This is a genomic window from Myxococcus sp. XM-1-1-1 (assembly GCF_020037095.1).
GTDB lineage: Bacteria > Myxococcota > Myxococcia > Myxococcales > Myxococcaceae > Myxococcus > Myxococcus fulvus.
This window is the reverse complement of the sequence record NZ_JAIQDH010000015.1, coordinates 148,601-170,056: the sequence shown is the minus strand read 5'-3', so window position 1 is coordinate 170,056 and position 21,456 is coordinate 148,601. Positions and strand designations below refer to the sequence as shown.

21 protein-coding genes are annotated in these 21,456 nt (G+C 70.6%); 13 read left to right on the top strand and 8 right to left on the bottom strand.

What is annotated here, in order from left to right; all coding sequences use genetic code 11:
- Positions 1–32: 32 nt before the first annotated feature.
- Both K8640_RS26710 and K8640_RS26705 read right to left on the bottom strand, forming a co-directional pair.
- Entirely contained in the window at positions 33–797 is a 765-nt protein-coding gene (locus K8640_RS26710; RefSeq protein WP_370640395.1) for a transglycosylase domain-containing protein, read from the bottom strand.
- Between the two features lie 188 nt (positions 798–985).
- The gene (locus tag K8640_RS26705; RefSeq protein WP_223749647.1) at positions 986–1,645 is read right to left on the bottom strand and encodes a CHAP domain-containing protein; all 660 of its coding nucleotides are present in this window, start codon (positions 1,643–1,645) and stop codon (positions 986–988) included.
- 189 nt (positions 1,646–1,834) lie between these two features.
- On the opposite strand from K8640_RS26705, the gene K8640_RS26700 reads away from it, so the two are divergent.
- From K8640_RS26700 to K8640_RS26690, 3 genes are all read left to right on the top strand, one after another.
- Positions 1,835–2,359 (top strand): hypothetical protein, encoded by a 525-nt coding sequence (locus K8640_RS26700; protein WP_223749646.1) that lies wholly within the window; start codon positions 1,835–1,837, stop codon positions 2,357–2,359.
- A 114-nt stretch (positions 2,360–2,473) separates the two neighbouring features.
- Entirely contained in the window at positions 2,474–5,032 is a 2,559-nt protein-coding gene (locus K8640_RS26695) for a M1 family metallopeptidase (RefSeq protein WP_223749645.1), read from the top strand.
- 27 nt (positions 5,033–5,059) lie between these two features.
- Positions 5,060–6,415 (top strand): DUF6986 family protein, encoded by a 1,356-nt coding sequence (locus tag K8640_RS26690; RefSeq protein ID WP_223749644.1) that lies wholly within the window; start codon positions 5,060–5,062, stop codon positions 6,413–6,415.
- Between the two features lie 35 nt (positions 6,416–6,450).
- Here K8640_RS26690 and K8640_RS26685 read toward each other — a convergent pair whose 3' ends face one another.
- The 5 genes from K8640_RS26685 to K8640_RS26665 all read right to left on the bottom strand — a co-directional run bounded on the left by K8640_RS26685 (position 6,451) and on the right by K8640_RS26665 (position 12,218).
- Positions 6,451–7,563, bottom strand: a complete 1,113-nt coding sequence (locus K8640_RS26685; RefSeq protein WP_223749643.1) for a zinc ribbon domain-containing protein — start codon at positions 7,561–7,563, stop codon at positions 6,451–6,453.
- Between the two features lie 84 nt (positions 7,564–7,647).
- Complete coding sequence (locus tag K8640_RS26680; RefSeq protein WP_223749642.1) at positions 7,648–8,715, bottom strand: DUF2804 domain-containing protein; 1,068 nt, start codon at positions 8,713–8,715, stop codon at positions 7,648–7,650.
- A gap of 95 nt (positions 8,716–8,810) precedes the next feature.
- Entirely contained in the window at positions 8,811–9,980 is a 1,170-nt protein-coding gene (locus K8640_RS26675) for an ABC transporter permease (RefSeq protein ID WP_223749641.1), read from the bottom strand.
- Positions 9,977–10,711 carry an ATP-binding cassette domain-containing protein gene (locus K8640_RS26670; protein ID WP_223749640.1) on the bottom strand — a complete coding sequence of 245 codons (735 nt, stop codon included), beginning with the start codon at positions 10,709–10,711 and terminating at the stop codon, positions 9,977–9,979. Before K8640_RS26670 ends, K8640_RS26675 begins: the two co-directional genes overlap by 4 nt.
- Positions 10,712–10,724: 13 nt before the next feature.
- Positions 10,725–12,218: an alpha/beta hydrolase gene (locus tag K8640_RS26665; protein ID WP_223749639.1), complete on the bottom strand. Its 1,494-nt coding sequence runs from the start codon at positions 12,216–12,218 to the stop codon at positions 10,725–10,727.
- A 137-nt stretch (positions 12,219–12,355) separates the two neighbouring features.
- Here K8640_RS26665 and K8640_RS26660 point away from each other — a divergent pair, with 137 nt between their 5' ends.
- The 10 genes from K8640_RS26660 to K8640_RS26615 all read left to right on the top strand — a co-directional run bounded on the left by K8640_RS26660 (position 12,356) and on the right by K8640_RS26615 (position 20,760).
- The gene (locus K8640_RS26660) at positions 12,356–13,198 is read left to right on the top strand and encodes an LEA type 2 family protein (protein ID WP_223749638.1); all 843 of its coding nucleotides are present in this window, start codon (positions 12,356–12,358) and stop codon (positions 13,196–13,198) included.
- Between the two features lie 96 nt (positions 13,199–13,294).
- Positions 13,295–13,687: an aspartate 1-decarboxylase gene (gene panD / locus K8640_RS26655; protein WP_141329993.1), complete on the top strand. Its 393-nt coding sequence runs from the start codon at positions 13,295–13,297 to the stop codon at positions 13,685–13,687.
- Positions 13,688–13,789: 102 nt separating this feature from the next.
- A complete protein-coding gene (locus K8640_RS26650; protein WP_223749637.1) occupies positions 13,790–14,233 on the top strand; it encodes a hypothetical protein in 444 nt (147 codons plus the stop codon).
- 36 nt (positions 14,234–14,269) lie between these two features.
- Positions 14,270–14,899 (top strand): EcsC family protein, encoded by a 630-nt coding sequence (locus K8640_RS26645; protein ID WP_223749636.1) that lies wholly within the window; start codon positions 14,270–14,272, stop codon positions 14,897–14,899.
- A 168-nt stretch (positions 14,900–15,067) separates the two neighbouring features.
- Complete coding sequence (locus tag K8640_RS26640; protein WP_223749635.1) at positions 15,068–15,637, top strand: MarR family winged helix-turn-helix transcriptional regulator; 570 nt, start codon at positions 15,068–15,070, stop codon at positions 15,635–15,637.
- 792 nt (positions 15,638–16,429) lie between these two features.
- Complete coding sequence (locus K8640_RS26635) at positions 16,430–17,116, top strand: hypothetical protein (protein WP_223749634.1); 687 nt, start codon at positions 16,430–16,432, stop codon at positions 17,114–17,116.
- Between the two features lie 58 nt (positions 17,117–17,174).
- Entirely contained in the window at positions 17,175–17,783 is a 609-nt protein-coding gene (locus K8640_RS26630) for a hypothetical protein (protein WP_223749633.1), read from the top strand.
- Between the two features lie 126 nt (positions 17,784–17,909).
- A complete protein-coding gene (locus tag K8640_RS26625) occupies positions 17,910–18,551 on the top strand; it encodes a hypothetical protein (protein WP_223749632.1) in 642 nt (213 codons plus the stop codon).
- Between the two features lie 145 nt (positions 18,552–18,696).
- Complete coding sequence (locus K8640_RS26620) at positions 18,697–19,401, top strand: DUF859 domain-containing protein (protein ID WP_223749631.1); 705 nt, start codon at positions 18,697–18,699, stop codon at positions 19,399–19,401.
- Between the two features lie 108 nt (positions 19,402–19,509).
- Positions 19,510–20,760, top strand: coding sequence for an Ig-like domain-containing protein (locus K8640_RS26615; RefSeq protein WP_223749630.1), 1,251 nt, complete (start codon positions 19,510–19,512; stop codon positions 20,758–20,760).
- Positions 20,761–20,809: 49 nt separating this feature from the next.
- Here the strand turns inward: K8640_RS26615 and K8640_RS26610 are convergent, their stop codons facing one another.
- Positions 20,810–21,397: a Crp/Fnr family transcriptional regulator gene (locus K8640_RS26610; protein ID WP_223749629.1), complete on the bottom strand. Its 588-nt coding sequence runs from the start codon at positions 21,395–21,397 to the stop codon at positions 20,810–20,812.
- Positions 21,398–21,456 lie beyond the last annotated feature (59 nt).

Here is a 21,456-nt window from a genome sequence, read left to right as displayed (position 1 = left end):
GGCACCTGGCGCTTCGCGAGCCATCGCGCAGGTCACGCGTCGTCGTCCGCGCCTTCGTCTCCATCGTCGCTCTTCCCCGCGGGCGTGCGCCCCAACAACCGGTCGATGTCTGCACGCGCATCCGTGGCCTGCGCCTCGGAGATGCGCCCCACGGACTCCATCCGGTCCACAATCCAGTGCGCACGCCGCCACAGCGCGCGCGAGCCGGAGGACGGACCACGCTTGCGCGGCGCGGGCAGCATCGCGGCGAGGATGGCCCCCTGGGCCACGGAGACCTGTGACGCGGACACCCCGAAGTGCTCCCGCGCTCCGGCGTCGATGCCATAGACGCCGTTCCCCCACTCGACGACGTTGAGGTACAGCGTGAGGATGCGCTTCTTGGAGAGCGCGTCCTCCAATCGCCGAGCGAGCACCAGCTCCTTCGCCTTGCGGAACAAGCTGCGGTCCGTCGACAGCCAGAGGTTCTTCGCGAGCTGCTGGGTGATGGTCGACGCCCCGCGCCCCAGCTGCCCCTTCGCCCACGCTTCCCCCAGCGCCTTGCGCATCTCCGTCGTGTCCACACCCTCGTGCAGATAGAAGCTCGCGTCCTCGGAGATGAGCACCGAGTCCACCGCGTGCTTCGGCACCGACGCGAGCGGCACCCAGTGCTGGCGCCGACGGACCTTCTTCCCCTCGGCCCGAGCCTCCTCGGCGCGCTGGTCCATCAGCGCGGTCGACTTCGGGTTCTCCTTCTCGAGTGACGCGGCCTTGGGGAGCGTGACGTACTCGTACAGCCCGAAGCCGAGGAGCAGCGCCACGGCCCCGAGCACCAGCTTGAATCGCCACGTCCTACGGCGACGAGGCGCGGGGGCCTGCGAGGACACAGCCGCCACCGAAGGCGTCCGGGCCGTGGCCTCGGGACCCTCCGGCGAGCCTTCCGGTCGTCCATCCGTGGTCGACATCAGCGCCGTGCATAGCGCCTCACGACCCGGACGTCACCTCCCCCTCAGCGCTGCGTCCGCGATGCGGTGACGGGCGCCTGCCAGCTGTCGTCCACGGAGGCGAAGCCGGCCACCAGCTCGCCCGCCAGGTAGGCCCGCTGGCGCTTCTCGCGGCGGCGCAGCCAGTCATTCACGACGCGCCCCTTCTCGTCCTTGTGCACGTCCGGGCGCGCCTGGTTGAAGCGGCCGCGCTTCACCCCACCGCCCGCGCGATGCACGAAGGTGACGGTGCCGTCCTTCCCCACCTTCTCGACGATGCCGATGTGCGTGAGCCCGTCGTTGCGACGTCCATCCTTGTTGCGGTCCAGCGTCTCGCGGAAGAACACCAGGTCCCCCGGCTTCGGCGTCTGGCGAAGCGCGCCCAGCGAGCCCGCCTTCCGGTAGATGGCCTTCACGCCGTTCTCCCCGGGCAGGGTGAGCGACGGCATCAGGCTGAGCCCGGGGCGGCGGTAGGCCAGCTGCGTCAGGCCCGAACAGTCATCGTTGACCGAGCTGCTCACCGTCTTCAGCGAGCCCAGTCCCACCCAGCCCTTCGCGCGCCACACGGCCCGGTCCGACAGGGACACGGCCGCGGCCCGCTTCGGAGGGCTCCGCCTCGCGGCCTCGGCCGTTCCACCCCACAGCCACAACCCCACCAACGCCCCCAACCACACGCCACGATGCATACCCGCACGCCACAGCAATGGACGTGCCCTGTCCCTCGACGCCTCCGACGTCCGCTCGCGAACATCTCCCCACCCCACGCGCGCCCCTCCCTTGAGCAATCCCTTTCCCACCCTGCCCCGGTGAGTCGTCCTCCTGGCACCTCGACGCATCACGCCGCACGGCGGTCGCCTAGAGTGCGCGGCCGCCCCGTGCCCTTCGCCTACTACGAGAACCTCGACCCCGAGCAGCAGCGCAGCTACCGCATGAGCGACGGGGTGAAGTCCCTGCGGGTGAGGGCCCCCGGGGCGCTGGCGCCGCTCGTCGACGCCGTGCGTGAGACGCTGGCCACCGGAGCCCGGGCTCCCCTGGAGCGCGCGAGCCGGGCCCTGACGGATGCCCTGTGCGAGCGGCTGGACGTGGCCACCGTCCGGGTCCAGGTGCTGGAGGTGCGCCCGTCCTCCGAGGAGGGCGAGCTGCACGGCCTGTACACCTGGGAGGCCGGGCGCCTCCCCCGCCTCCAGGTCTGGATGCGCACCGCGAAGCAGGCGCGCGTCGTGGCCTTCCGCACGTACCTGCGCACGCTGCTGCACGAGCTGTGTCACCACCTGGACTTCCAGCTCCTGGAGCTGCCCTACTCCTTCCACACCGAGGGCTTCTTCGAGCGCGAATCCAGCCTCTTCCACCAGCTGGTGCCCAAGCCCGTCCCGCGCGGCCCGAAGGGGGCTCGGGGATAGGCCCGCGGGAAGGGTGTGGCGGACGACACCCCACCCGGCCGGCGACAGGTTTCTTGCACCGGCGTGACAGAAGTGGGAACGCGCGCCCTGAGCGAGGCTAGATTCCGCCTCCCTATGGCGCATCCGACCGAAGACAAGAACTTCCGCCTTCCCCTCACCGTTCGCCCCCAGCGCTACGCGGCCACGCTGACCCTGGACCTGGAGGCGAAGACCTTCTCCGGTCAGCAGACCGTGGACGTGACGCTGGCGGAGCCCACGCGCGAAATCATCCTCCACGCCATCTCCCTGAAGCTGGGGGACGTGACGTTCCGCGCGAAGGGTGGCGCGTCGCACAAGCCCGCCTCCATCCAGGTCAACGCCGTGAGCGAGACGGTGCGGCTGACCTTCGACGCGCCGCTGCCCCAGGGCGAGGCGCAGCTGGACGTCGCCTGGACGGGCCCCTTCACGGACGGCCTGCGCGGCCTGTACGCGGCAGGCAAGGTGGCGGCCACGCAGTTCGAGGCCGCGGACGCCCGCCGCGTCTTCCCCTCGTTCGACGAGCCGGCCTTCAAGGCGAAGTGGTCGCTGAGCGTCCGCGTGCCCCAGGGCCTCGCGGTGCTGGGCAACGGCCCGGTGGTGAAGGAGGAGCAGGACGGCGCGCTGACGAAGGTGACGTTCCAGGAGACGGAGGTGCTCAGCAGCTACCTCATCGCGCTCGTGGTGGGCCCGCTGGTGGGCACGCCCGTGGAGCACGTGGGCACGGTGCCCGTGCGCACCTGGGCGCTGGAGGAGAAGAAGCACCTGACGCGCTTCGGCCAGGACGTGGCGCTCGCGGTGCTGCCGCGACTCCAAGAATACTTCGACCTGCCGTATGCCTTCACCAAGGTGGACCAGGTGGGCATCCCGGACTTCGAGGCGGGCGCGATGGAGAACGCCGGCCTGATTACCTACCGCGAGGTGGCGCTGCTGCTCGACCCGGCCACCGCGCCGCTGTCCGTGCAGAAGCGCGTGGCGGAGGTGGTGACGCACGAGCTGGCGCACCAGTGGTTCGGCAACTGGGTCACCATGGTGTGGTGGGACGACCTGTGGCTCAACGAGGCGTTCGCCACGTGGATTGCCTTCAAGATTGTCGACCAGTGGCGCCCCGAGTGGCGGATGTGGCTGGACTTCGACTCGCACCGCACCAGCGCGCTGTTCCTGGACGCGCTCAAGTCCACGCACCCCATCCACGGCGAGGTGAACAACGCGGGTGAGGCCGGCGAGAGCTTCGACGCGATTACGTACGAGAAGGGCGGCGCGGTGCTGCGCATGATTGAAGGGTTCCTCGGCGAGGGCCCCTTCCGCGACGGCATCCGGCTGTACATGCGCCGGCACGCGCGCGCCAACGCGGTGAAGGAGGATTTGTGGAGCGCGCTGGGTGAGGCGGCGAAGCAGCCGGTGGAGGAGCTGGCCACGGCGTGGGTGGGCCAGAGCGGCTTCCCCCTGGTGACGGCGCGCGTGGAGGGCCGCGAGGTGTCGCTGTCGCAGGAGCGCTTCTACTCGGAGCCCGGCGTGGCGAGCGACGAGAAGTGGCCGGTGCCCATGGTGCTCCGGTACGAGGACGCCAGCGGCGTGAAGGAGCAGCGGGTGCTGCTGCGCGACAAGCAGGCCACGGTGAAGCTGGAGGCGGGCTCGGGCGCGGTGAAGTGGCTGTGCGCCAACGCGGGCTCCACGGGCTTCTACCGGGTGGCCTACGACAAGGCGACGCTCGCGGGCCTGTCGGCGAACCTGCACGTGCTGGCGCCGTCGGAGCGCATCTCCCTGCTGGCGGACCAGTGGGCGCTGGTGCGCTCGGGGCGGGCGACGGTGGGAGACATGCTGGACCTGGCCGCGCTGTTCGGGAACGAGGAGGATGACTCGGTCCTGGACGAGCTGGTGGGGCGGCTGGCGTACGTGGAGAGCCGACTGGTGGAGGGCGAGGACCAGGCGCGGGTGCGCGCGTGGGTGGCGCGCCTGTTGGGCCCGGGGCTGGAGAAGCTCGGGTGGCAGGCGCTGGCCGGGGAGACGGACCGGGTGAAGCTGCGGCGCGCGGCGCTGGTGCGCGCGCTGGGCGGTCTGGCGCGGGAGCCGAAGGTGCTCGAGGAGGCGCGGCGGCGGGTGACGTCGATGCTGAAGGGCGAGCGTGACGCGCTGGAGCCCAACCTGCTCGACGCGGCGGTGTCCATGGCGGCCCGCGCGGGGGACTCGGAGCTGTTCGACACCTTCCTGCAGCGGATGCCGAAGGAGCCGGACCCGGCCACGCAGCGTCGGTACCTGATGGCGCTGACGGCGTTCGAGGAGCCCGCGCTGGCCGAGCGTGCGCGCGCATTGTTCTTCTCGGACACGGTCAAGACGCAGGACGTGGCGAGCTTCGCCACGGGCCTGCTCGCCAACCGCACGGGCCGCGAGTCGTGGTGGGCGCAGATGCGCAAGCAGTGGAAGGACGTGGTCGCCCGCACGGGCGGCGCGCCGATGCTGGTGCGCCGCATCGTGGAGTCGCTGGGCATGCTGCTCACGCGCGAGCACCTGGACGCGGTGAGGACGCTGCTCAAGGAGCAGCCGGTGAACGACGCGCAGCAGGCCACGGCGCAGACGCTGGAGCGGCTGTCGCAGGACGTGGAGCTGCGGGAGCGCTGCGGTCCGGAGGTCAGCGCCTGGCTGAAGCGCCAGCCGTAGCGTGAGCCGCCGTTCGAGAGGCACTCGATGAAGACCACCCTGACACCCAACAGCCTCTCCAGCGTGCGTGAGTCCCTCCGGCGAGCCAACGCCGGGTTCTCACGCACGTACCCGGGGGACTCCCCCCGTCGCCAGCCGGTGCACGTCGTGTACGGCGGCGCGCACCTCTTCCGCGCGGAGGCGGCGCGGAAGCTGGGGGACCTGGCCCTCGGTGCGTTGAAGGACTATGCGCCGGACTCGGCCGAGCTGGCGCACGGGCTGGGGTTGCCCCAGCGAGGGAGGTTCGCCCAGCGCGTGTACGAGCGCGTGGTGGACAAGCTCCAGCGCGAGCCGGTGGAGGACTACCGCATCGACTTCGAGGACGGCTACGGCCACCGCTCCGACGCGGAGGAGGATGGCCACGCCGTGTCCGCCGCGAAGGAGCTGGCGCGGGGGCTCGAGCAGGGGACGTTGCCGCCGTTCATCGGAATCCGGGTGAAGTCGTTCAGCGAGGAGCTGTTCGAGCGGGCGTCGCGCACGTTGGACTTGTTCGTCACGACGTTGTTGGAGCAGAGCGGCGGGAAGGTGCCGCCGTCGTTCGTCGTCACGCTGCCCAAGGTCGCGTTGCCCGAGCAGGTGGCCGCGCTCGCGCGCATCCTGGAGGTGCTGGAGACGGAGCACGGCCTGGAGAAGGGGGCGCTGGGGCTGGAGCTGATGGTGGAGACGCCGCAGGCCCTGTTCGACCGGGAGGGGAAGCTGCACCTGTCGGCGCTGGTGGCCGCGGGGGCGGGGCGATGCTCCAGCGTGCACCTGGGGCTGTATGACTACACGGCGGCGCTCAGTGTGAGCGCGCATGTGCAGAGCATGCTGCACCCGGCCTGCGACTTCCTGCGGGATTTGGTGCAGGTGTCGCTCGCGGGCACGGGCATCCAGATGGCGGACGGCGCGACGAACGTCATGCCGGTGCCTCCGCATCGCAAGCAGGGGGACACGGCGCTCCTGCCCACGCAGTTGCGGGAGAACGCGGAGGCGGTGCAGCGGGTGTGGCAGATGTCGTATCGCCACATCCGGCACTCGTTGGAGCGCGGCTGGTATCAGGGGTGGGACTTGCATCCGGCCCAGCTCCCGGTGCGCTACGCGGCCGTGTATGCGTTCTTCCTCGAAGGGCTGGACGCGGCCACGCGGCGGCTCAAGGCCTTCATGGAGAAGGCGGCGCAGGCGACGCTGGTGGGCGACGTGTTCGACGACGCGGCCACGGGCCAGGGCCTGCTCAACTTCTTCCTGCGCGGCTCGAGCTGTGGCGCGCTCAGTCAGGAAGAAGTGCTCGCCACGGGGCTCACGCTGGACGAACTGCGCAGCCGCTCGTTCAAGGCCATCGTCGAGTCACGCCGCACGGGCAGGTGAGACCCACGGGCTCGCCATGACAGCGAGCCCGTGTCTCAGGCGCTCGTCGGGCCGGAGCTCGATGAGTCGCCGCTCCCGGGCGGAGGCTCCTCCCGCGCGTTCGCCGCGCGATGCGCCTGGTACAGCGCGAAGTCGATGGCCAATGCCCCCGCGAGGAAGACCAGCGGCCCCAGTCGCAGGGACAGGCCCAGCAGCCCCCACACGGTGATGGCGCCCGCCAGGATGTAGGGCGTCTGGGATGGAATCGCCTCACGGAGCCGGGGCACGGCGGCCAGCATGGCGAGCGACATCAGCGCCATGACGACCAGCGGCGCCCCGGGCCGAGCACGCCCGGACGTCGCGAACGAGGTGAACGTGTTGGTGATGCCCGGCTGCCACCCGTAACGGGTTTCGATGTACGAGTGCCCCGTGGAGCGACCGGTGCTGTCCACCTCGTGCACGAGGCTGTTGTCGTAGCCGTAGCCACCCAGCGACGTCCACGTCCGCATCCCCGAGCCCCACGTGAGCAGCAGCGACACCGCGCACACGGCCGCGCCGCCGAGCACCCAGCGCTTCAACCGCGCGGCCCCCGGCGCGGGCCGCAGCTCCGGCATCGCGGCGGCCGACGCCTGGAACACGCGCCACTGCACATACCCGAGCACCACCGCGGCCGCGACCCAGACCAGCGGCACCAACCCGAGCCCGAGCGAGAGGAACGCGAAGGTGATGACCAGCGACGTGTAGAGCAACAGGAACGTGGCGGACGCGGCCATCCGCGCGAGCTGCTCCAGGAGCGGAGGAACCGGCCGCCCCGCCGCGCTCCACTCCCGAGCCCCCAGCAGGAGGCTCCCGCCCAGCATCACCACCGACCACGGGATGCCAATCGTCCCGCTGATGAAGGGAAGCCCCGGCAGCAGCACCGCCGCCGCGACGAGCCCCGAGCCGAGCAGCGGCAACGAGCCCCCAGGAAGCCGCTCACGCAGCCGAGGGTCCTCGAGCACCGTGCGCACCGCGCGCCCCGTGGCCTCCGCGGCCCGACGCGCCGACTCCGCGGCGTCGTCCGGCAACTCGGTCCCACGCGCGGACGCCCCCACGCTCTGCCCACAGGACGGGCACGCGAAGACGCGAGCATCGGAAAGCGGCTGACCGCAGTGCGGACACGACGACATGGGCTCACTCCGGACCAACGGCGTGGGCCTCCCAGCCTAGCGCCTCCGGCCCCGGGCTCCACGCACGATGCGAGCCCTGCTTCTTCACCAGAGCATGTCCTGGTCCTCGCTCACGCCGGGGAGGTGCGAGAGCTGGTGTGTCCGCCCCCCCACCGTCACCGTGCCGTCGAAGAAGCCCACCGGCTGGGCGAAGTGGCTGATGATGAGCCGCAGGTTGCGCTCCTCGCGGTGCACGTAGAACGGCGTGAAGCGCAGGTCCACCGCGCCATCCACCGTCGTCATCCGCCACGGCCCGAGCAAATCCTTCGTGTCGTACTCGAACCGCGCGCGCGCCAGCGGATACAGCCGGTCCCCCAGCCAGAAGGCGTTCTCGTTCGCCTCGGTCGCCGTCTCGTTGAAGCCCTCCACGAGGTTCAGCCCCACCGGCGTCCCATCGGCCAGTCGCCCCGCCGCGAACGCCCAGCGCCACGCCGTGTGCCGCGCCAGGTACCCCTGCGTGTAGTCGATACCGCCCACGCCCCCATCCAGCCGGAAGCGCTTGCCGCCCGCCTCGATGCCGCCGAAGGACAACAGCCCGTTGCGCTTCATCGTGACGTTGACGAGCCCGTCCCCCTGCACCGGCGCAATCACCGTCAGCGCGGGAGGCCCGCCCGCCACCAACATCTCCCCATTCCACTGGAACGTGTTGAGGCTGCCCGTGCGCACGCGGCTGACGTCCACCTCCACCTGGTAGCGCTCGTCCTCCTCGCCCCGACGGATGGCCAGCTTCCCACCCAACGTGCGGAACGACGCGTCGAGCCCCGCGCCGGGCTTGTCCCCCAAGGACACCATGGGCCAGGGAACGCCCAGGAAGCTCACGTCACACAGCGGCTTGCGCTCGCGCAAATCCAACGCCACCGCGAACGCGCTCGCCGAGTACCCCAGGTCCACCACCGCGAAGAGCGCGGCCACCTCCGGCGTCGCCGTGAAGGTGTAGTGCCACCGCTTGCGCTTGAGCAGCCGCGTGGTGCGCTCGGGCGCCCAGCGGCCCAGCAACCGGGGCAGGTCCACCTCGGGCAGCTCACCCTGGTACGTGCCGAATCGGGGCTCGCCCTGGGCGGTGGCCACGGAGGCCGGGGCGAGGGGCAGGAGGGCTTCTCTCTCGGGTGTCATCACACCCCATTGGAGGCCAACCTCCCGCCGATGTCACCCGGCGTCGGCCAGCCCGCATCCCCAACCGACGCCTCGACGACACTGCCCACACCCGCTCAGGCCCGGCCGAAGACGATTTTCTCCTTCGACAACAACCCCGTGGTCACACGCAGGGCCACCAGCGCCAGCAGAACGCTGGACGCCGCGGCGAGCAGGAAGGGCAGCGGCCCCAGCGCCTCGCCCCGCATCACCTCGGCCGCGAGCATCTGCTGGCCCGCCACCGGCACCGCGAACATCCACGTCTGCGTCTGCACCGGCGACATCGCCAGCAACATGCCCGGCAGCGTCGGCACCACCGTCAATAGGCTCAGGTACGTCTGCGCCTCCTTGAACGAGCGCGCATAGGTGGACACCCACAGCTGCACCGCCGAGGCCGCCAGCGTCAGCGGCAGCACCGCCAGCACCATCCCCAGGACGATGGGCAGGTCCATGCGCGCCTTGAGCCCCAGCTCCTCCAGCGGCACCGCGCGCACCACCAATACGAAGCCCACGAGCGACACCAGCACCGTGCTCGCCGCCATCGTCACCGTGGCCAGCCACTTGCCCGCCACCAGCGCCCCGCGCGGGGCCGGGTTGAGCAGCAGCGGCTCCAGCGAGCCACGCTCGCGCTCACCCGCCATGGTGTCGCTCGCCACCTGCAGGCCGCCCGTGAAGGTGGCCATCACCAGGAACAGCGGCAGCATGTTGAACAGCGTGGCCGCGGTGCGCTCGGGCGTGGACAGGTCCAGCTCCTCCACGTCCACCGGCATCGCCAGCTCCGGCGCCATGCCGCGCGCGTACAGCCGCTGGTCGCCCACCTGCCGCGAGTAGATCTCCACCATCATCCGCGCACGCTGCACCGACTTGCGCGCCGCCGTGCGCGAGCTGTCCATGATGAGGCTCACGTCCGCGGTGCGCCCGGTGGAGAAGTCCCGGCCGTAGCCCTCCGGCACCACCAGCACCACGTCCAGCACGCCCGTGCGCACGCGCGCCTCGTAGTCCGAGGGCGCCTCCTTCAGCGTCACGCCCTGCCGCTGCAGGAACGCCATCAGGCTGGGCGCGTGCTGCCGGCCCACCACGGGCAGCTCCAGCGGCTTGTCCCGCATCATGTTGGACATGAGCTGGAAGGTCGCCAGGAACACCAGCGGACCGAACACCGCCCACAGGAGCGAGGAGCTGAGCGTGCGTCGGTCCCGGACGTGGTCCGTCAGCTCCTTGCGCAGGACACTGCCCACCAGCCGCTTCATTGCATCAACCCCTGCTCACTGCCGATGGTCGCCACGAAGGCCTCTTCCAGGCTGTCCTTGCCGGTGGCCTGCCGCAGCGCCTCCGGCGTCCCTTCCGCCACCACCCGGCCATGCGCCACCACGACGACGCGCTCGCACAGCGCGGCGACCTCCTGCATGACGTGGCTGGAGAAGACGATGCACCGCCCCTCGTCCCGCAGGCGGCGCAGGAGCGTGCGCACCGCGCGCGTGCTCATCACATCCAGGCCGTTGGTGGGCTCATCCAGCAGCACGTTGCGAGGCCCGTGCACCAGCGCCCGCGCCAGCGCCACCTTCACCCGCTCGCCCTGGCTGAAGCCCTCCACCCGCCGGTCCACGATGTCCTTCATGTCCAGCAGGTCCACCAGCTCGTCCACGCGCTTGTCGAGCGCCGCGCCCGACAGCCCGTGCAGCTCCCCGAAGTAGCGCGCGTGCTCGCGCGCGGTGAGCCGCGGGTACAGGCCCCGCGTGTCCGGCAGCACGCCCAGCCCCCGGCGCGCATCCTCGGGACGCGCCACCACGTCCACGTCGTCCACCACCGCGGTGCCCTTGTCCGGGCGCACCAGCGTGTAGAGCATCCGCAGCGTCGTCGTCTTGCCCGCGCCGTTGGGGCCGAGCAGCCCGGTAATCATCCCGTCCTCGGCGGTGAAGGACACATCCTCCACCGCCGTCACGGCGCCAAACCGCTTGTGCAGATTCGTCGCTCGAATCATCCGCGTCGCGTCCTCAGGGTACCGGTCCGGCGAAGGACGTGAAGAAGGGCGGACGCGCGAGTCCCGCGCCGCACGAGGGCTTCAGCGTGTCCACCCGACCGTCCGCCACCAGGTCCACCATCAGCTTGCGCACACAGTCGACGCCCAGCGTGTTGTGCCCCACGCCCGGGACCTGCACGTGCAGGCTGTTCTTCAGCGTGCGCTTCGCCTCCTCCGCCCACGCCGGAGGCGTCACCGGGTCCAGCTCTCCGGAGAGCAGCAGCGTGGGCACGTCCGACACCACCGCGTCGCGGAAGCCCGCGGGCACCGTCGCCTTGGGCCAGCCCTCGCACGCCTTCATCATCTCCAGGCCCATGCTCGCGCCGAACCACGTCCCCTTCGCCTCGCGCTCCACCGCGGCCGTGTCGAGGAACGGGACATCCTCCGCGCAGACGACGGCCATCTGCAGGCCCCGGCTCATCACCTTCTCCATCCGCTCGCCGCGCCCCACGTTCAGCGCCACGAACGGCGCCCAGTCACCTTGGGTCACCCGGTCCAGCATCAGCGGCACCATCGACGAGTCCTCCGCGCTGTAGAGCAGCCCGAACAGCGCTCCGACGAAGGCCTGGCGCGTCAGCACGATGTCCTCCGGCACGCCCGTGCGCGGATGGGCCACCCGCACCCGCGCCGGCTCCTGGGAGAGCTTCTCCAGCAGGGCCTCCGTGCGCGTGCGCAGCCGAGGGAAGTTCTTCTCGCAGGCCGCGTCCTTCTCGCAGTGGGCCAGCAGCAGATCCAACGAGCGCTGCGCGTCGCGGGGCATGTACAGCGGCAGGTACAGGCTCATGGGCGCCACGCCGTCCAGGATGGCGGTGCGCACCCGCTCCGGATACTGGCGCATGTACACCAGCGCCGCGCGCGTGCCGTAGGAGCCGCCCCAGAGGTTGAGCTTCTCGTACCCCAGCGCCGCGCGCACCTCGTCCAGGTCCGCCATGGCGATGGGCGTGGTGTACTGCCGCACGTCCGCGTCCCAGCGCTCCCGGCACGCGCGGATGCGCGGCGCCAGGTCGTCGTCTTCGCTGAAGTAGTCGGCCAGCCCGGCGTCCTTCGGGAGGAACTCGCAGTCCAGCGGGCTCGAGTCCCCCGTGCCGCGCATGTCCACCAGCACGATGTCGCGCTGGCGGCGGATGTGCTCCACCGCGCGCAGCACGGCGCCCAGTCGGGTGGCCGCCTGCCCGGGCCCTCCCGCCAGGAACACCAGGGGGTCGGGCTGGGGCTGCGCCGCCAGCGCGGGCACCACCGCCACGCGCAGGGACAGCTTGCGGCCCGTCTTCGTCTCCCGGTTCTCGAAGACCTCCAGCGTGCCGCACTGCGCCTGGGGCGCCAGCCCCTCCAACTGGCAGGGCTCGAGCTTCAAGGTGCGCGCCTGGGGGGACGAACCGCCCCGCGAGCAGGCCGACAGCGCCACGAGCCCGAGGACCCAGGCCAGGCGGCGGAGGATGGAGCGGATGTGGGTGTGGGCCCCGGCCAAGTGTGTCTCCCTGTAGGGTGCGGGCGCACCGACCTTTAACACCTGCCGCCTCCTAGTACACCCGCCCCCGCAAGTGATTGCCTCGACACCGCCCGAGCGTGAATCCCACGCGGGCGCGGCCGTCTGGTGATACGCCCATGCCCACGATGAAACGCTTCGCCCTCGTCCTGTTCGCCCTCTGCTTCACCACCCTCGCCGGCTGCGCTGGCCTGCAGAGCGCGCTGAAGAAGGCCTTCAAGAAGCCCACCCTCACCTTCAAGACGGCGCGGCTGTCCAGCGCGTCGCTCTCCGACGCCACCGTCGACCTGGTCTACGAGGTCAACAACCCCAACGGCTTCGGTCTGGAGCTGGCCTCGGTGGACTACTCGTTCTTCGTCGAGGGCAAGCAGGTGGTGGCCGGCAAGCCTCGCAAGGGCCTGAACCTCAAGGCCAATGGCAGAAGCGAGCTGGTCTTCCCCGCCAACGTGCGCTTCGCGGACATCGTCCCCGTGGTGGAGACCTTCCTCAACAAGGACCGCGCCGCCTACAAGGCCCAGGGCAGCGTCGGCGTGCAGACGCCCATCGGCGTGCTCTCCTTCCCCCTCCAGAAGGAGGGCGCGTTCGACGTCCCCAAGATTCCCCAGGTCGCCTTCCAGCCCCCGCGCATCACCAACATCGGGCTGACCAGCGCCACCGTCGAGTTCCCCCTGGCCATCACCAACCGCAACAGCTTCCCCCTGCCCGTCGCCGGAATCACCGGCGCGCTCAAGGTCGCCGGCGCGGATGTGGGTACGCTGTCCACCGGCAACCTGGGCATGCTCGACGGCAGCGGGACGAAGCAGGTGACGCTGCCGCTCACCATCAACTTCGCCCGGGCCGCCTCCGCCGCCGTGGCCCTGCGCTCGGGGGGCAACGCCAAGCTGAGCCTGGACGGCAAGCTCACCTCGGACTCGCAGTCCGTGCCGCTCAACCTGAGCCAGCTGGTCAACATCGTGAAATGACGCCCGTCCGGGCGCCGGGCGGGCAGGAGCGCACCTGAAGGTTGTCCCAGGGCGTCACAGCCGTTACGGTTGGGCGCCCTTCGTGGGACACACGCCATGCGCCGCATCCTCTTCAAGTCCAAGATCCACCGCGCGACGGTGACCCAGGCCGACCTCGACTACGAGGGCTCGGTCACCATCGACCTGAACCTCCTGCGTGCGGCGGACATCATCGCCAACGAGAAGGTGGCCATCTGGAACGTCACCCAGGGCACGCGCCTGGAGACGTACGCCCTCGAGGGCGAGCCCGGCAGCGGCGTCATCTGCATCAACGGCGCCGCCGCGCACCTCAACAAGCCCGGCGACCTGGTCATCATCGCGACCTTCGCCGAGGTCGAGGACGCCGAGGCCCGCGACTGGAAGCCCAAGGTCGTCTTCGTCGACGCGGCCAACCGCATCGTCCCCGGACAGACGGAGGAGATTCCGGGGCCCGCTCGCCGCATTGCCTGAGGGCAGGCGTCCTCCCGCCGTCGGCTTTCGCCTCCGCGCGCCTTTTGCCATGCTCGCCCCACCTTTTAGAGGGGGGCCCATGGCCCCGGAGGCACCATCACGATGAGGCGGCTGTGGGCGGGAGTCAGCGTGTTCGCGCTGGGACTCTCCGGATGTTCCGGGGTGGGCTCGTTCCGGCCCAACCCCAACGACGAAGACCCTCTCTACGGGGCCATCCCCGTCATCAAGGCGCCGCCCCAGACGCGGTGCGCGGGCCACGGGAAGTCCTCGGTGCGCGGCCACTGCGACGAGGCGCTCTACCTGGCCACCGAGTACACGCGGCGCCTGTCGGTCGGTGACGAGGTCTGCCTGGAGGGCGGCTACGGCGAGGAGCCGGGCTATGCGTGCAAGGCGCGCGCGGCCGTCATCGACACGTCGCCCAACCAGGTGAAGCTGGAGGTGCGCGGGGCGAAGCCGGACTCGCGCTGGTTCAACGCGGAGATGCGCCACGCCTGGTACGAGGAAGGCGCGCTGGTGGACCTCTACCTCGCCGAGCGGGGTTATTAGAGGACCCGGGACAACCCGAGGCGGGAGACACACCTCATGGCCTTCTACGACAGCGTGGCCGAGCGGCTGGCCTTCATGAAGAAGCTGACCCCGGCGGAGCTCAAGAAGCTCGGCGCGGCGCGGCTGTCGGACATCGTCCTGCAGGAGACGAAGCGGGCCCGGGTGCGGGTGGCGGAGTTGGAGAAGCGCTACCCCCGCGCGGACACCCGGGAGCTGGCCCAACGTCTGGTGGACGACAAGAAGAACCTGGCCAGCATGGTGGGCGGCGTCAGCGGCGTCTTCGGCCTGGTGGCGCTGCCCGCGGACCTGCTGTTCATGTCCTATCTGCAGATCATCCTGCTCACGGACGTGGCCACGCTCTACAAGGTGAACCTCAAGAGCGAGCGCGCCCGGGGGGAGATGTTGGATTTGTTCGGCTACGCCAACGGCCTGGGCCCCGTCCAGCGCTCCAGCCCCAAGGTGATGGGGAAGCTGGCCGCGATGGTGCTGGAGAAGGGCGGGATGCACACGCTGGGACGGGCCATGCCGCTGGTCGCCGCCCCCATCACCGCGTACTTCAACAACCAGCACATCCAGCGCGTGGGTGAGCAGGCCGTGCGCTTCTACGAGGGCTTCGACAAGGCCCACGCCAAGGCCAAGGCCCAGCGCCCCCAGCAGGCGGGGTGAGGGTTTCCCCGCGGATCCGGAAATATTCCAACGGGTCCGATATGCCTCCTTCGCCGCCACGTTCACGTCCCCAAGCAGGGGGCGAAAGCCCTCCATTCATGGCGGACGACCGACGGACTCCCAAGGGCCGGTTCGGGGAGACGGTGTCCGCGAGGCGGAGGCACGAAGATGACCGAGCTTTCGGCGGAAGTGCGTGTTCAGGTGGCGCGGTTACGCAACCTGGTCATCGATGTGGCGCGGTGTGGCGCGCTCGCCAGTCCCCTGGGTGCCTTGCCTCACCATGAGCTGGACCCCATGGAGGTCCAGGCCATCTGGTGGCTGAAGGCCGAGAGCCTGCTGCCCGTCAACGTGCTCGCCGACCGCCTGGGCGGCATCGCCCTGCCCCGCCTGAGCCGGCTGCTGGACCGGCTGGAGGATGCCAAGCTCGTGCAGCGCGAGCGCTCGGTGCGGCATGACCGCCGGCGCGTGCGCGTGCGGCTCACCGAGCAGGGACGGGCGCTGGCGGAGAACGCGGACTCGGTGGTGCAGGAGCGCATGGCGCGCCTGTTGATGCCGCTGGGGGGCGAGCAGCGCAGCGCGCTGATGGACTTGCTCGAGGGCTGGGTGGAGGCGCTGGGTTGCTGGAACCGCGCCGAGGAGCAGGCCGCCGAAGAGGCCGAGGCCAACCACCGGGCCCAGGCGCATCGACCTCGACTCGCCGCTGTCGAGGACGTAGGCGTCACCGCCAGCGCGGCCTGAGTTCCTGAGTTTCGTGGGCGCCGGCCATCCTGGGTCCGGCGCCTTCCTGTCGTCCCCGAGCGCGAGGCTCGGTGAAGTCCTGGCTCCCTGACGCCCGTCGACCTGAGTGTTTTCTCGGCGACGGTGTGACGGGTGAGCGCTCCCAGCGGAACCGCACCTCGACTGGATGCCGCCCTCCGCTCACCAACATGGGCATCACGGGATGCGCGATGCTCACGCATCCCGAGATGACGTCTCTTCGCGCGCACGACGTGTGCCCTCCGGACGGACCAGCCCCTGCACTCGTGCAGCGTCGCGGCCAGGGCGACCCACGCGGCCTCCCGATGTGACGCCCTCGCTCCGCGAGCGCTGGACGGTTGCCACTCCAGAGGGAGCAGCCTCCCACATCCACATGAACATCGCCGCCGGGGCACGTGCGCCCTGCATCCCGAGGTGCCGCCCCTCCGCGAGCGTCCGACGGTGACCTCACCGTCCGGAACAAGTCACCGCGCATTCGCGCGAGCAGCGCGGGCACGTCGTGCGCGTGACGCGCGGCGCGGCGGGCCCCCGAGGCCGCGCAAGGCCACCGGCCGCGGGTGCGCACCGCCACCCATCACGGAGTTCGCGGCGCCTCCCAACACACCCCCGCAGCGGGTCCCGACTCGCCCACCCCTCGGACCAGGCCGGAGCCATGCCCAGTAAATGCAACTTGATTACTTTTAGATCTCAGTTGCATATTTGCGGGGTTCGCGGGGACTGACCGGCTGACGCCCTCGTCGGCCGCCGACACGGTCCTGGCGCGGGAGCAGAGCGATGAAGCGAATCATCTGGAGCGTGGGAGTGGCGGGGCTCGCGCTCGCGTGCGTCGCGTCCGCGCTGTTGCGGCTCCCCGACCGCCCGCCGCCGCCCGTGGAACCCCAGGACTTCCACGTCGAGCCCACGCGCAGGGAGGAGCCCGTCGCGGTTGCTCCCCAGCCCATGGCGCCCTCGCGCCCCCCGCCCTCCGCGCCCACCCAGCCTCCGCTCCCCGACGAGCCCGAGCCGCTGGAGTTCGAGTCGCCCGACCTCGAGCAGCTCCCACCCGCGCCCTCCGTCCGCGCACGCCGTCCCCTCTCCGAGTCACGCAAGCTGCTCGTCCAGTCCCTGCGCAAGGCCCCCGCCGACCCCAAGGCGCGCCGTGACGCCGTGCTCGCGGCCTTGGAGTCCACGGGCGCGAGCCAGGAGCCCTGGACCGCCGGGGCCCGAGAAGCGCTGGACACGTGGCGACAGCGGATGGCGACGAGCATCCAGCCCGTCGAGGCCGAGCCACCGCGCTGCTTCGCCGCGGGCTGCGTCACGCGCGTCACCTTCCCGGACGCGGCCACGCACGACGCGGCCTTCCGCCTCACGCCCGAGCTGCGTCTGCCGGGCAACGCCGCGCACCTGCAACTCCCCGCCGAACACCTCGCCTCGGGCCAGGTCCTGGCCACCTGGGTCGTGCTCCGCCCGGACACGCCCTGAACCACCGCCCTTCGCAGTCGACACACCCGCCGTACCCACAACAAGGAGAAGTCCCCAGATGAAGCCCCAGTCCCTGCTGCACAAGTCCCTGCTCGCCACCAGCGTCGCGCTCCTGCTCACCGGCTGCGGCACCACCGCCGAGGAGCCGGCCGTCCAGGCCGAGGCGCTGACCACCAGCGAGTCCGCGCTGCTCTTCGGCGCCCTGCCCTCCTGCGACGAGCCGGAGGAGCTCGACGAGGTCATCGAGCACGCGTGCATCCACGCGGAGATGGGACCCTTCGAGCCCGTCACCGCCGCGGCTCTCGGCGCCCCCGTGCTGGTGGACGTCAGCGCGCCCCACACCACGTTCAACATCAGCCTGCCGCGGAGCACGAACTCCTGGGGCTGGGCCGGCCGCGTCTCGTTCCTCCCGGATGAGTCCGGTGAGTTCGCCTTCATGCTGTCGCGCAACCGCGGCCTGCGCATCTACGAGGCGGCCACCGGCACCGAGGTGGCGCGTGAGTGCCGCTACGAAGTCCCCGCCGAGGTCTGCGGCGCGCTGAAGACCACCATCCTCGCGGACCTCGAGGCCGACACCGAGTACTACCTGGAGTTCCGCTCCGTGCTGCGCCGCAACGCCTCCTTCTCGCTCATCGTCGAGGAGGCCGGTCACCACCACGAGGAGTAACCCCTCACCGGCGGGTGCCTGGAACCGTTCCGGGCACTTCCGCCCCAGGCAGCGTCGTTCAAGACCTTCTTCCCAGCCCGCCTCTCAATGACATCCACCTCTCGAGCCTTCGTGGAGCGCTCCCCCATGCGTTGGAAACTCCGTGCCCTCCTGGCCACGCTCGCCCTGGCGACCTCCGCCTGCGGTGGCGACGCCCCTCCGCCCGAACCCAAGCCCGAGCCCTCGGCGGACCCGTGCGAGCCCCATGGCCACATCCACCGCGAGCCCGAGGGTGACTGGTGTCACTGCAACAAGGGCTACCTGGCCGCGCAGGACGGCCTCTCCTGCGTCGTGGACCCCGACTACGTCCCCAGCGAGGGCTTCGACTTCGGCGACGACGGAGAGCACGCCTGCTGGCACGTCGAAAGCGGTCCCTTCGTCACCGTCACCGCCTCCACCACCCGCGACCCTCGCGTCGACGACTTCCACACCTACTACACCGTGAAGCTGCGCGAGGTGGATGGCCAGTACACCGGCACGTTCAACTACAAGGCCTTCGCCTCCGGCAACTTTGTCGTCTACCTGAGCACCCCGGACGTCCCCGTCACCCTCGTGGAGACCGCCGTCCAGAAGACCGTGCCCCCCGCGGGCACCCGGCCCACCGGCGACTTCTGCTCGGGCTTGAAACACATGGTCGGCTACGAGCTGACCGACCGCGTCCAATACACGCTCACGCTCGGCCCCACCTCGCACACCGAGCTCGGCATGGTCATCGAACACCTCCAGTAACGCGATACGCGATGGCTCCTGGAAATCGTACGCGCCGTTATTGCAACTGAGTTACCATTAAGACATGAATACCGGCGCCGTGGCGTGTCTCGGGACGCCGCTCCGGTGCCCGCGCGTCGCGCCCGGCCTTGAAAGGAAATCCCACATGAAGATGCTGAAGCAGACCCTCTGCGGTGCGTTGCTCGGGCTGTCGCTCGCGGCCTGCGGACCGACGGAGGACGTGGAGCAGGAGTCGACCGGCCAGGCCGAGCAGCCGCTGGAGGCCGGGTGCGTGTCGGTGGACGACACCCTCATGACGACGCACGCGTGCACCCACGCGAGCAACAGCGGCGACAACGTGAACGTGACGGCCAGCGCCACGCGCGTGGACACGGCGCCGGACATCAGCACGCAGCACAAGCACTACACGCTCACCCTGCCGGCGGGCGCCGAGGGCTCGGTGACGTTCACCCCGACCAACGTGTCCGGGAGCGGCACCGTGGAGTCCGTCGCGTTCTACGTGAACAAGAACGTGGCCCTCACCGTGGTGAACGCCACCACCAGCGCGACGGTGTCGCCGCTCATCAACGAGTCCGTCGCGGAGACGGGCTGCTCGCTCATCAAGGCGCAGGTCTACGACCTCACGCCGGGCACCGAGTACATCGTCGTCTCGGCCACCGCGTCGGGCAACCAGGTGGGCATCGTCCCCGAGTACCTCTACAACAACCGCGACCGCTACTACCGGGACCAGGACGGTGACGGCTACGGCGTGAACACGCCCGTCTACCGCTTCGCCTGTGAGGTCAACAGCGGCTACTCGAAGACGCGCTTCGACTGCGACGACACCAACCCCGCCATCTTCAACTGCTGACAGTCGCTGATTCGTCACAAGGAGTCCGCGTGACTCCCGGCGGGGCACCCCAGACATCCGGGGTGCTCCGCCCTCGTCCTTTGACTCACCCTCGCGAGGTCACACCCGATGCGCTTCTCCAACGCGGCCACGTTGCTGGCCACCTGCACCCTGCTGGCCCTGACGGGCTGCGACAATGACGACCCCACGCCCACGCCTCCGGATGCAGGCTCGACGACGGACGCGGGCCCCGACGCGGGCGACACCGCGCCGCCCACGGTGACGGGCACCACGCCCGCGGCCGACGCGGTGGACGTGGCGCCCGGCAGCGCCATCACGGTGCGCTTCAGCGAGCCCGTCCAGCGGGACTCGGGCACGGTGCGCGCCGCGGATGGCGACGTCATCCTCTCGCTGGAGACGGGGCACTGGGAGGACGAGGGGCGCACGCTCATCGCGCACCCCACGCAACCCCTTCGCGCTGGCGCGAAGGTGGACGTCACGGTGGAGCGCTTCGAGGACCTCGCCGGCAACCGACAGGCGACGGCGTACAGCTTCTCGTTCCAGGTGGGCGCGGACGTCGCGCGGCCCCACGTCGTGACCTCGAATCCGGCGGAGGGCGCCACGGGTGTGCTGCCGGTGCAGACGTACAAGGTCGGCACGAGCACGACGCTGCGGCGGCTCGTCACCGTCACGTTCAACGAGAAGATGGACGTCACGGAGGGCCGCGTGACGCTGCGGGATGAGAGCGCGCCCGCCAACGCGCCGCGCTCGCTCACGGGCACCTGGTCCGAGGACGCGCTGACGCTCACCGTCTCGATTCCCCGGCCGGAGTCGGACCTGCCGCCGCTCGAAGAGGAGAGCCGTTACTCGGTGGACCTCACGCTCCTGCGCAACGAGGCGGGCCATGCGCTGGACACCACGCACGCGAACCTGGGAGACGGGCGGCTCGACTTCACCACGGGCAAGCGCGACGGCGTCACCGAGCACGCCTGTGGCCACGCCCTGCTGGAGGCCCCTGTCGCCGTCACGGCGGGCGCATCCCCCACTGCCATGTATCCCGCGACGGACGCGCCCCACGAGTTCTACGAGCTGACGCTCCCCGCGAACGGCGGCGCGTTCCTCGGCTACTCGGAGGTCGTCTCGGACGAGCGCGACCGGCCGGTCGTCCTGTACCTGAACCAGGACGTGCCCATCGTGGTGCACGACGTGACGGAGGCCGAGACGGTGGTCCCCTCCACCGTGACGCCCGCGCCGCAGGTCTGCCTGCCCGCCATCACCCACACGCTGAAGTTCACCGCGCCCGCCGGTGACCGCTTCCTGCGCCTCACCTACGGCCCGACGCCACTGGAGAAGTTCACCTTCGTCTTCGAGCGGTACTGAAGCGCGCCTCGAAGGACCGAGCGCACCGTGTGGGCCCTGGGTGCGGGCTTCACTCGGTGCGCTTGCGCCGTCTGGACATGATGCGGCTCAGGGCCACCTCGGTGATGCCCAGGTAGGCCGCCACGTCGCGCTGCGGGACGCGGCCGCGCAGGTGCGGGTGCTCCGCCCAGAAGGTGTCCAGCCGCTCCTCCGCGGACAGCTCCAGGAACTCCTGCTCGCGGCGCTCCTTCAACAGGAAGTGCCGCTCGGCGACGCGGCGCGCCACGCGCATCCAGCACGGGTGGCCCTCCTCCAGCGCCTGGAAGTCCTGCGTGCGGAACACCAGCACCCGTGCGGGCTCCAGCGCCTCGATGGACGTCATCGATGGCTGTCGCTGCAACATCTCCGCGTAGGCGCCCAGGAGTTCACCCTCGGCGCGGAACGCCTTCACCGACTCGCCGCCCCGCGCGGAGACGCGCACCAGGCGGAACACGCCCTGGAGCACCACGGCGAAGCGGTCCGCCGGGTCTCCGGGACGCAGGAAGTGGGCCTTGCGCTCCACCGCCTGCTCCCTCGCGAACGACTCGGCGCGCTCCCACTCACCCGGGGGAATGGGGCCGAGCGGGGCGAGCTGCTCGTAGAGCGTCGGGAATCTCACGGGTAGGTGGGACGAGGTTAACCCAGGTTAAGGCGCCCAGCGAGCCGGGCGCCGTACAC

What these genes read in the sequence shown, in the direction of transcription:
- K8640_RS26705 (WP_223749647.1), bottom strand. Translation starts at nt 1,645, where the DNA reads ATGCATCGTGGCGTGTGGTTGGGGGCGTTGGTGGGGTTGTGGCTGTGG.
- K8640_RS26620 (WP_223749631.1), top strand. Translation starts at nt 18,697, where the DNA reads ATGAAGATGCTGAAGCAGACCCTCTGCGGTGCGTTGCTCGGGCTGTCG.
- panD (WP_141329993.1), top strand. Translation starts at nt 13,295, where the DNA reads ATGCGCCGCATCCTCTTCAAGTCCAAGATCCACCGCGCGACGGTGACC.
- K8640_RS26640 (WP_223749635.1), top strand. Translation starts at nt 15,068, where the DNA reads ATGACCGAGCTTTCGGCGGAAGTGCGTGTTCAGGTGGCGCGGTTACGC.
- K8640_RS26645 (WP_223749636.1), top strand. Translation starts at nt 14,270, where the DNA reads ATGGCCTTCTACGACAGCGTGGCCGAGCGGCTGGCCTTCATGAAGAAG.
- K8640_RS26635 (WP_223749634.1), top strand. Translation starts at nt 16,430, where the DNA reads ATGAAGCGAATCATCTGGAGCGTGGGAGTGGCGGGGCTCGCGCTCGCG.
- K8640_RS26660 (WP_223749638.1), top strand. Translation starts at nt 12,356, where the DNA reads ATGCCCACGATGAAACGCTTCGCCCTCGTCCTGTTCGCCCTCTGCTTC.
- K8640_RS26625 (WP_223749632.1), top strand. Translation starts at nt 17,910, where the DNA reads ATGCGTTGGAAACTCCGTGCCCTCCTGGCCACGCTCGCCCTGGCGACC.
- K8640_RS26680 (WP_223749642.1), bottom strand. Translation starts at nt 8,715, where the DNA reads ATGACACCCGAGAGAGAAGCCCTCCTGCCCCTCGCCCCGGCCTCCGTG.
- K8640_RS26615 (WP_223749630.1), top strand. Translation starts at nt 19,510, where the DNA reads ATGCGCTTCTCCAACGCGGCCACGTTGCTGGCCACCTGCACCCTGCTG.
- K8640_RS26630 (WP_223749633.1), top strand. Translation starts at nt 17,175, where the DNA reads ATGAAGCCCCAGTCCCTGCTGCACAAGTCCCTGCTCGCCACCAGCGTC.
- K8640_RS26690 (WP_223749644.1), top strand. Translation starts at nt 5,060, where the DNA reads ATGAAGACCACCCTGACACCCAACAGCCTCTCCAGCGTGCGTGAGTCC.
- K8640_RS26670 (WP_223749640.1), bottom strand. Translation starts at nt 10,711, where the DNA reads ATGATTCGAGCGACGAATCTGCACAAGCGGTTTGGCGCCGTGACGGCG.
- K8640_RS26695 (WP_223749645.1), top strand. Translation starts at nt 2,474, where the DNA reads ATGGCGCATCCGACCGAAGACAAGAACTTCCGCCTTCCCCTCACCGTT.
- K8640_RS26650 (WP_223749637.1), top strand. Translation starts at nt 13,790, where the DNA reads ATGAGGCGGCTGTGGGCGGGAGTCAGCGTGTTCGCGCTGGGACTCTCC.
- K8640_RS26675 (WP_223749641.1), bottom strand. Translation starts at nt 9,980, where the DNA reads ATGAAGCGGCTGGTGGGCAGTGTCCTGCGCAAGGAGCTGACGGACCAC.
- K8640_RS26685 (WP_223749643.1), bottom strand. Translation starts at nt 7,563, where the DNA reads ATGTCGTCGTGTCCGCACTGCGGTCAGCCGCTTTCCGATGCTCGCGTC.